This is a genomic window from Mesorhizobium sp. CU3 (assembly GCF_006442965.1).
Classification (GTDB): Bacteria; Pseudomonadota; Alphaproteobacteria; order Rhizobiales; family Rhizobiaceae; genus Mesorhizobium.
In genome coordinates this window covers 241,183-248,024 of sequence record NZ_VFWX01000011.1, presented here as the reverse complement: position 1 = coordinate 248,024, position 6,842 = coordinate 241,183, and the positions used below count along the sequence as shown (strand labels likewise).

At 63.7% G+C, this 6,842-nt stretch carries 7 protein-coding genes; 1 reads left to right on the top strand and 6 read right to left on the bottom strand.

Annotation, left to right across the window (positions count from 1 at the left end):
* Positions 1–179 precede the first annotated feature (179 nt).
* Both FJ988_RS18955 and FJ988_RS18950 read right to left on the bottom strand, forming a co-directional pair.
* A complete protein-coding gene (locus tag FJ988_RS18955; RefSeq protein WP_140819865.1) occupies positions 180–1,358 on the bottom strand; it encodes a lytic murein transglycosylase in 1,179 nt (392 codons plus the stop codon).
* 181 nt (positions 1,359–1,539) lie between these two features.
* Positions 1,540–2,331: a GH25 family lysozyme gene (locus tag FJ988_RS18950; RefSeq protein ID WP_140819864.1), complete on the bottom strand. Its 792-nt coding sequence runs from the start codon at positions 2,329–2,331 to the stop codon at positions 1,540–1,542.
* Between the two features lie 274 nt (positions 2,332–2,605).
* Here FJ988_RS18950 and FJ988_RS18945 point away from each other — a divergent pair, with 274 nt between their 5' ends.
* The gene (locus FJ988_RS18945) at positions 2,606–3,988 is read left to right on the top strand and encodes a serine hydrolase (protein ID WP_140819863.1); all 1,383 of its coding nucleotides are present in this window, start codon (positions 2,606–2,608) and stop codon (positions 3,986–3,988) included.
* A 123-nt stretch (positions 3,989–4,111) separates the two neighbouring features.
* Here FJ988_RS18945 and FJ988_RS18940 read toward each other — a convergent pair whose 3' ends face one another.
* From FJ988_RS18940 to FJ988_RS18925, 4 genes are all read right to left on the bottom strand, one after another.
* A complete protein-coding gene (locus FJ988_RS18940) occupies positions 4,112–4,420 on the bottom strand; it encodes a HigA family addiction module antitoxin (protein ID WP_140819862.1) in 309 nt (102 codons plus the stop codon).
* An 8-nt stretch (positions 4,421–4,428) separates the two neighbouring features.
* The gene (locus tag FJ988_RS18935; RefSeq protein WP_140819861.1) at positions 4,429–4,725 is read right to left on the bottom strand and encodes a type II toxin-antitoxin system RelE/ParE family toxin; all 297 of its coding nucleotides are present in this window, start codon (positions 4,723–4,725) and stop codon (positions 4,429–4,431) included.
* 136 nt (positions 4,726–4,861) lie between these two features.
* Positions 4,862–5,524 carry a class I SAM-dependent methyltransferase gene (locus tag FJ988_RS18930; RefSeq protein WP_140819860.1) on the bottom strand — a complete coding sequence of 221 codons (663 nt, stop codon included), beginning with the start codon at positions 5,522–5,524 and terminating at the stop codon, positions 4,862–4,864.
* Positions 5,521–6,819, bottom strand: a complete 1,299-nt coding sequence (locus FJ988_RS18925; protein ID WP_140819859.1) for a DUF3419 family protein — start codon at positions 6,817–6,819, stop codon at positions 5,521–5,523. Before FJ988_RS18925 ends, FJ988_RS18930 begins: the two co-directional genes overlap by 4 nt.
* Positions 6,820–6,842 lie beyond the last annotated feature (23 nt).

Sequence of the window (6,842 nt, the reverse complement as noted above, 5' to 3'; positions counted from 1 at the left end):
GACCGCCGCCACGGATCAGGCAAGCACCTGGTCCGTGGCACCCTCAACAATGCACGATTCCAAACACACAAGGGGTGCTCCAGGGAAAGCCAGCGTCTCACTCCGCTGGAACACCCCTCATCCGCCTCGGCGCTATCGCGCCGATCCACCTTCTCCCACAAGGGGAGAAGGGAAGTATCCTACAGCTTGGCCAACAACTCCGGCGTCGGCCAACCGTCGACGGCCATGCCGAGCCGCATCTGCTCCTTGCGGATCGCTTCGCGGGTGTTGGTGCCGAGGATGCCGTCGACAGTGCCGACATCGTAGCCTTTTGCTTCGAGCTTGGTCTGCAGCGCCTTCATCTGGTCGCCGCTGAGGCCCTGGTCAGGCGTACGCGGGTCGAATTGCGGCGCGCCGGCAAACCGCGTCGCCATGACGGCGGCGGTGAGCGCATAGGTGAAGGACTGGTTCCACTCCAGATAGACGTCGAAATTGTCGTAGGTCAGGAAGGCGGGACCTTTACGGCCCATCGGCAATGCCAGGCCGGCCTTCAACCCGTTGTCGATGAGCGGGTTCCCGTTGGGCTCGGTGACACCCCATTGCGCCCACTGCGACAGCGGCAGCTTGTTGGTGCGGCCGGTCTGGTCCCAAGGCATCTCGTCGGGAACGCGCACTTCCTGGACCCAGGGCTGGTCGCGCTTCCAGCCGCGCGACTGGATCTTGCTGGCCGTGGTCATGATGACGTCCGGCACGTCGTTCCTGAGGTCGACCTTGCCGTCGCCGTCGCCGTCGACGCCATGCGACAGATAGTCGGTCGGCAGGATCTGCGTCTGGCCGATTTCGCCGGCCCAGGCGCCCTTGACGTCGGCCGGCAGCACGCCGCGGTCGATCAGCGTCAAAAGCGGCACCAACTGCTGGCGGAAGAGCTGCGGGCGGCGGCAATCATGCGAGAGCGTGACCAGCGCATTCAGCGTATGGAAATCGCCCTGCACGGCGCCGAAGTCGGTCTCCAGGCCCCAGAAAGCGACGATGATCGCCGGCTGCACGCCGAACTCTTTGTCGGCGCGGTCGAAGACATCGGCATATTTCTTCAGATTGGCCGCGCCCTGCTTAAGGCGATAGGCCGAGATCATGCGGCTGGAGAACTCGGTGAAGGTCTGGGTGAACACCCCTTGAGCGCGATCGCGCGCCAGCACCTTCGGGTCGATGGTCGCGTCTTCCAGCGCGTCGAGGCCGACGGCACCGACGCCGGCCGCCTTGGCCTCAGTCGCTACGCCCTGTTTCCAGGCCTCGAAATCGCCGCCGCATTCCTGCGCAGCCGCTGGCAAGGCGAGGGCGCCGACAAAGAGCGCCGCAAGGATTTGAACGCGCAATCGCATCGCTTCCCTTTCGAGACCGGCGCATGGCCCCATCGCGATCCGGCCGGATCGGACAGGCGCATGCGAGGATTTCAAAGTTCAGGAGCCTGGTTCTGCACTCACGCGAGTGCGTCGCTCCGCATTACCAGCGATTGCATGTATCGCCGCCCCGCGTGTCGAAAAGCAGGCGCGGGCGCGGATGTCAACGGGTGTTCTGCCGCAGCCACTTCCTCCAGGCGGCTTCCGAGCCGTTGAAGACGTTGATGTCGGACTTGCCGGTCATGCCCGGCACGATGCCGGTTCCGGTGTACTGCCAGAAGGTGAAGGGGTGGCTGCCGTATTTTTCGCGCGGGTGGCCGGCGACCGAGCGCAGCCAGTAGGGATAGCCGCGGAACGTCGCCAGTTGGTTGTCGTCGAAGAAGTCGATCGAGGTGTAGATGATCGGCCTTTTGCCGTAGTGGCGCTCGATCATCTGGAGGAAGACGGTCATTTCGCTGCGCACCGTGGCCGGGTCGGGGCGCAGCCGGCAGGTCGGCGATTTCGGGTTCCATTCCATGTCGAGCACCGGCGGCATGGCCGACGGGTCGTTCGGAACATTGGCGATGAACCAGCGCGCCTGCGTGGCGGCAGGGGTGCAGAAATAGTAGAAATGATAGGCCGCGCGCGGCACGCCGGCCGCCTTGGTGCGCGCCCAGTGCTCGTTGAAATACTCGTCGAAGCGGTCGCCGCCCTCGGTCGCCTTGATGAAAGCGAAGGAGATGCCGCTGGCTCTGGCCGTCGGCCAGTCGACCGAGGTCTGGTATTTGGAAACGTCGGTGCCGTGGACCGCGTAATTCCACGGCGCGCCGCTGTCCCATTCATGCGGCTTGGAGTCGTCGAATTTGGGCGCGCGCACGGCAACCGTTTGCGATGACGGCGACAGCGGCGCCAAATCGTCCACGGTCGAGCAGGCGCTAAGCAGCGTCAGCAACAGGATGGCCGAAAGACGGCGCATGGCGTTCCCCGAGCCGGGTCCAGCCGGCTGCTGATGGGTCTCTGCAGATGGCCGTCGCTTGCGCTGGCCCCCTCCGGATGATCGCCCCACGAGATCATCCGCTATCCGTCGAACGCGCCTGCCGAAGCGCCTGGTACTTTCGGCGGCACAGCTTCGTGATCGCCGAACATGGTTGATAATCCATTGACGGCCATCGACAACGCCCATGATTTTGCGGAAGCAATGGCGGCAAATCGATGACATAAATCGAGCCGGAAAATCCAAAGGGTGGAAGATGCGGGCTGTCGTGAAGTTCATCAAATGGCTGCTCGGCCTTGTTGTGCTGGCGGTGGTTGCGCTGTTTGCCTGGCTCTATTTCGCGCCGCCGGAACTGATTCGCGTCGGCTCCGGCTATACGGCCAAGATCGTCTGCTCCAACGTCTTCCTCGCCGGCCGCGACGCCAACCAGGTGCTGGCCGTTGACGTGCAGGCGCCTGGCCATCCGCTGCTCAAGCTGATGAAGGTTTCCGTCGACAAGGAGAGGGGCATCGTTTCGGCGGGCCTGTTCTGGGTGCTGGGCAAGAGCATCGCCGTCGAACGCGAGGGCGTCGGCTGCGCCTCGGCTCCCGACGGCGACACCGGCAAGGTGAGGCAGACGTCGCTGCGCGCGACGCCCGCGGCGGCAACGCAGCCGAACGCGCTCTGGCCCGAGGGTGAGCAGGTGGATCCCTCGCAGAACCCTGAGGTCACAAAAATCGTCGACGACGCCTCGATGGCCGGCACCGGCATGCGCGCGATCGTGGTGGTGAAGAACGGGCGCATCGTTGCAGAGCGCTATGGCGAGGGCTTTTCGGCCAAGACGCCGCTGCTCGGCTGGTCGATGACCAAGACGGTCAATGCCGCGATCGTCGGCACGCTGGTCAAGGACGGCAAAATGGCGGTCGACAACAAGGGTCTGTTCAAGGCGTGGAAGGCCGATGGCCGCGCCGCGATCAGCCTTGCCGACATGATGGCGATGTCGAGCGGGCTGGAGTTCAATGAGGATTATGGCGACGTCGCCGATGTGACGCGCATGCTCTATCTCGAACCCGACATGGCGGGTTTCGCCGAAGCCAAGCCGCTGACCGGTGATGTGGGACAAGTGTTTTCCTATTCGAGCGGCACGGCGGTGATGCTTTCGCGGCTCTGGCAGGATGCGATCGGCGACAAGGCCAAGGCGCTGGCTTGGCCGCACACGGCGCTCTTCGAGCCGCTCGGCATGCATAGCGCGGTGCTTGAAACCGACGAGCAGGGCACGTTCGTCGGCTCGTCCTATCTCTACGCCACCGCGCATGACTGGGCGCGCTTCGGCCAGTTCCTGCTGCAGGGCGGAACCTGGAACGGCAATCAGATCCTGCCTGCCGGCTTCGTAGATTGGATGCGCGAGCCGGCGCCGGCCTCGAAAGTCTACGGCAAGGGCCAGCTGTGGATCGAAGGGCCCGGCGACGAGGAAAAGCCCGGCGCCGGCGTTTCGGCGGGTCTGCCCAAGGACACCTACTGGATGGAAGGTCATGACGGCCAGACGGTGGCCATCATTCCCTCGGAGCAACTGGTCGTTGTGCGGCTGGGACTGACGCCGGCCAAATTCGGCTACCGGCCGCAGACGATGGTGGGGGCGCTGGTCAAGGCGCTGCATTAGGGCGGTTCGCCGTTTCACGGAAACGGTGAACCGCCCTATCCCTTTGTTCTTACGCAATTCCGGACGGAAAACCGCCCACACTTTTCCTGGAATTGCTATGGCGGTTGGTCGCCCGCCCGGTCGCTATGCGGCGGTCGGCAAAGGCTTGGCGCGATCGACACGCGCCCGCTCGTCGGGTGAATTCATGACTTGCCAAAGGTCATTGCGACGTTGGACGTTCAGCCAGAAATCCGGGCTGTTGCCGAACACTCTTGCCAGGATGAGAGCAGTGGCCGCCGTGACGCTGCGGCGATCGTTGCATAACTCATTCACATGCTTGCGCGGGACTCCCATCGCTTCCGCCAAAGCGGCCTGCGTCAGACCGAGCGGCTGCATGAATTCCTCCGTGAGGATTTCTCCAACGGTTGCCGGCTTGCGTGCGGTCATCAACATGTTTCGCCTCACCTGTAGCTGTGGTCGTCCAGATATATGTCCGTCGCCTCACCGCGGCCGCCGTCCCATCGGAAAACCAGACGCCATTGCTTGTTAACGCGGATTGAATGGTAGCCTTCGAGATTGCCGCGTAACTTCTCGAAATGATTGCTGGGCGGCACCCGCAAATCCTGATCAGTCGCCGCATCGTCAATCATCTGGAGCTTGCGGAACAACCGGCTTTCGAGATCGGATGGAATGTTGCGAGAGCGGGTGTCGTCTACGAAGAAGTTCCGCAGCCATCCATCTCGAAAGCCGACGATCATCACATGCGCCCGAACGCTGAGCTAATGTACCACTCTTTGGGTCATTCGACAATGCGATCTGTAGCAGATCGCTCTTGCTCCGCCTCACGGCAGGCTGGAACAACAAGCTTTCTTAGGCCGAGGCCCGAAAGCAGGGTCAGATGATCTTGATAACCGCCAGCCAGGCATAGCCGCGATAAAGCGTTCTGAACCGGAAGGTTGCGCCGGTGCGCTGCGATTCCGATTCAAGCACGTCGCGCAGCAAGGAGCGCGGCGAAACATGGAACTTCCGCAGCCATCCGCGCAGCCCCGCCCGGAACCAGCGCGGCAGACCTTCCTGCTGGCCGAAATCGACGACATGCAGCGAGCCGCCGGGCGCGAGCGCGGCAAGGGCGGCCGATACGGTCTTTTCCCAGCCGGGGATCATCGACAGCGAATAGGAGATGAAGACGCGGTCGAAATGCTCGACGTCAAAGAGCGCCTTGGCGTCGAAATCGGTGGCGTCGCCGCGCGCCAGGTCGACCTTGGCGGCGAGCCCTTCGCGAGCGATCGAGGCATTGGCCGTCTCCAGCATCTCGGCTGAGATGTCGAGGCCGAAGAAGCGAGCGTCCGGGTAGCGGCGGGCGGCGAGCACGACGTTGCGGCCGGTGCCACAGCCGAGTTCCAGCACGCTGCCGCCTTGCGGCACGTCGAGCCCCTCGATCAGCCGGTCGCGGCCGAGCAGGTAATATTTACGGGTCAGGTCGTAGATGTGGCGCTGCCAGCGGTAGACGCCGTCCATCAGTTCGGCATGGCCGGCCGGCAGCTCCGTCGTGCTCATGCGGCGCGCTTCACATAGAGGTGGAAGCCGCCATATATGGCCGAGCGATCTTTTGCCGAGAACTCGCGCGAAGCCTCGCTCTCGTAGCTCCACTGGTCGAGCAGCGAGTTGGAGAGACGGCCGGGCAGCAGGCTGGGCTCGGCCGCGGTGCGGAAGATGACGCGGGCGCCGGCTGAGGCGGTGCGGGTGATCTCGGTCCACAGCGCGTTGAGCAGGTCGTCGGTCATCCAGTCCTGCGCGTCGAGAAGCACGAAACGGTCGACGGTGCCCGCATCCTTGGCCGCCAGGAACTTGATCAGATTGGCGTGGTGGATGGCGACGCGGTCGATGTTGGCGCGGATCGTCCTGTAGTTGCTCTGCTCCAGATAGGCAGGCAGCGCCGCTTCGCCGGGCTGCGGGTAACGGCGGGCGAAGGCCTGCCAGGCGAAGTAGTTGTTCTTCAGCGGGAAGTCGCAGGCGAGCTTTTCCAGCCGCGCCTTCAAGACGCTCGCCATCGAGCCGTCGCCGGAGGTGATCAGCGAGTCGTACTGCGCCGGCGGGATGCCGAGGCCGAACAGCGACGCCTTGCGCGACGTCGCCCAGCGCAAAAGCTTCTTGTCGAAGACGGGCGCCAGTTCCTCGTTGAAGAAGCGGCGTTGCTCGCCGATGTTTTGCGCCTTCATGATGCCGGCCGGGTCGACGCCGAATAGTTTGCCGACGCGATGGCCCACGGCGATGAAGAGGCCGAGCAGGCCGGTCTGGTAGAAATTGCGGTCGAAGACCGAAATGCGGCGGCGGCCGCGCCAGTTGCGGCGCTCCCAGTAATGGCGGCTCACCGGATCGAGATGCGGCGCGATAAAGCGGTCGTACGCATCCGAATTGTGGCGGGTGTCGGCGGCGCCGAAGAAGCGGAACAGGTCGCCCTGCGAGGGCAGATGGCGGACCGCTTCCAGCTTCATGTGGTTCAGCGCAATATGCGCGGCGTTGAGATCGACGGCGTCGATGCTCGCCGGCGAACGGGTGAGGTAGGCCAGAATGTTGCAGCCGCCCGAGGCGATTGTGACGACGCGGTGACCGGCGCCAAGCTGCATGGCCTCCATGTCGACATCCGGATCTTCCCAGATCTGCGGATAGACCAGGCCGGAGAACAGGAAAGCAAAGAGCCGCTCGGAAATGCCGTCCTTCGACAATGCGCGGTTCTGGTAGACGGCCTTTCCGACTTCCTTGCCTCGACGATAAACGAGTTCTCCGGATACGTCCGACATGGAAAGGTGATTCCCCGTTTGCGTTGGCGCAAGCGGGTAGCGCAGCGTCATGACAGGCAGGTGACAGCCTGTTG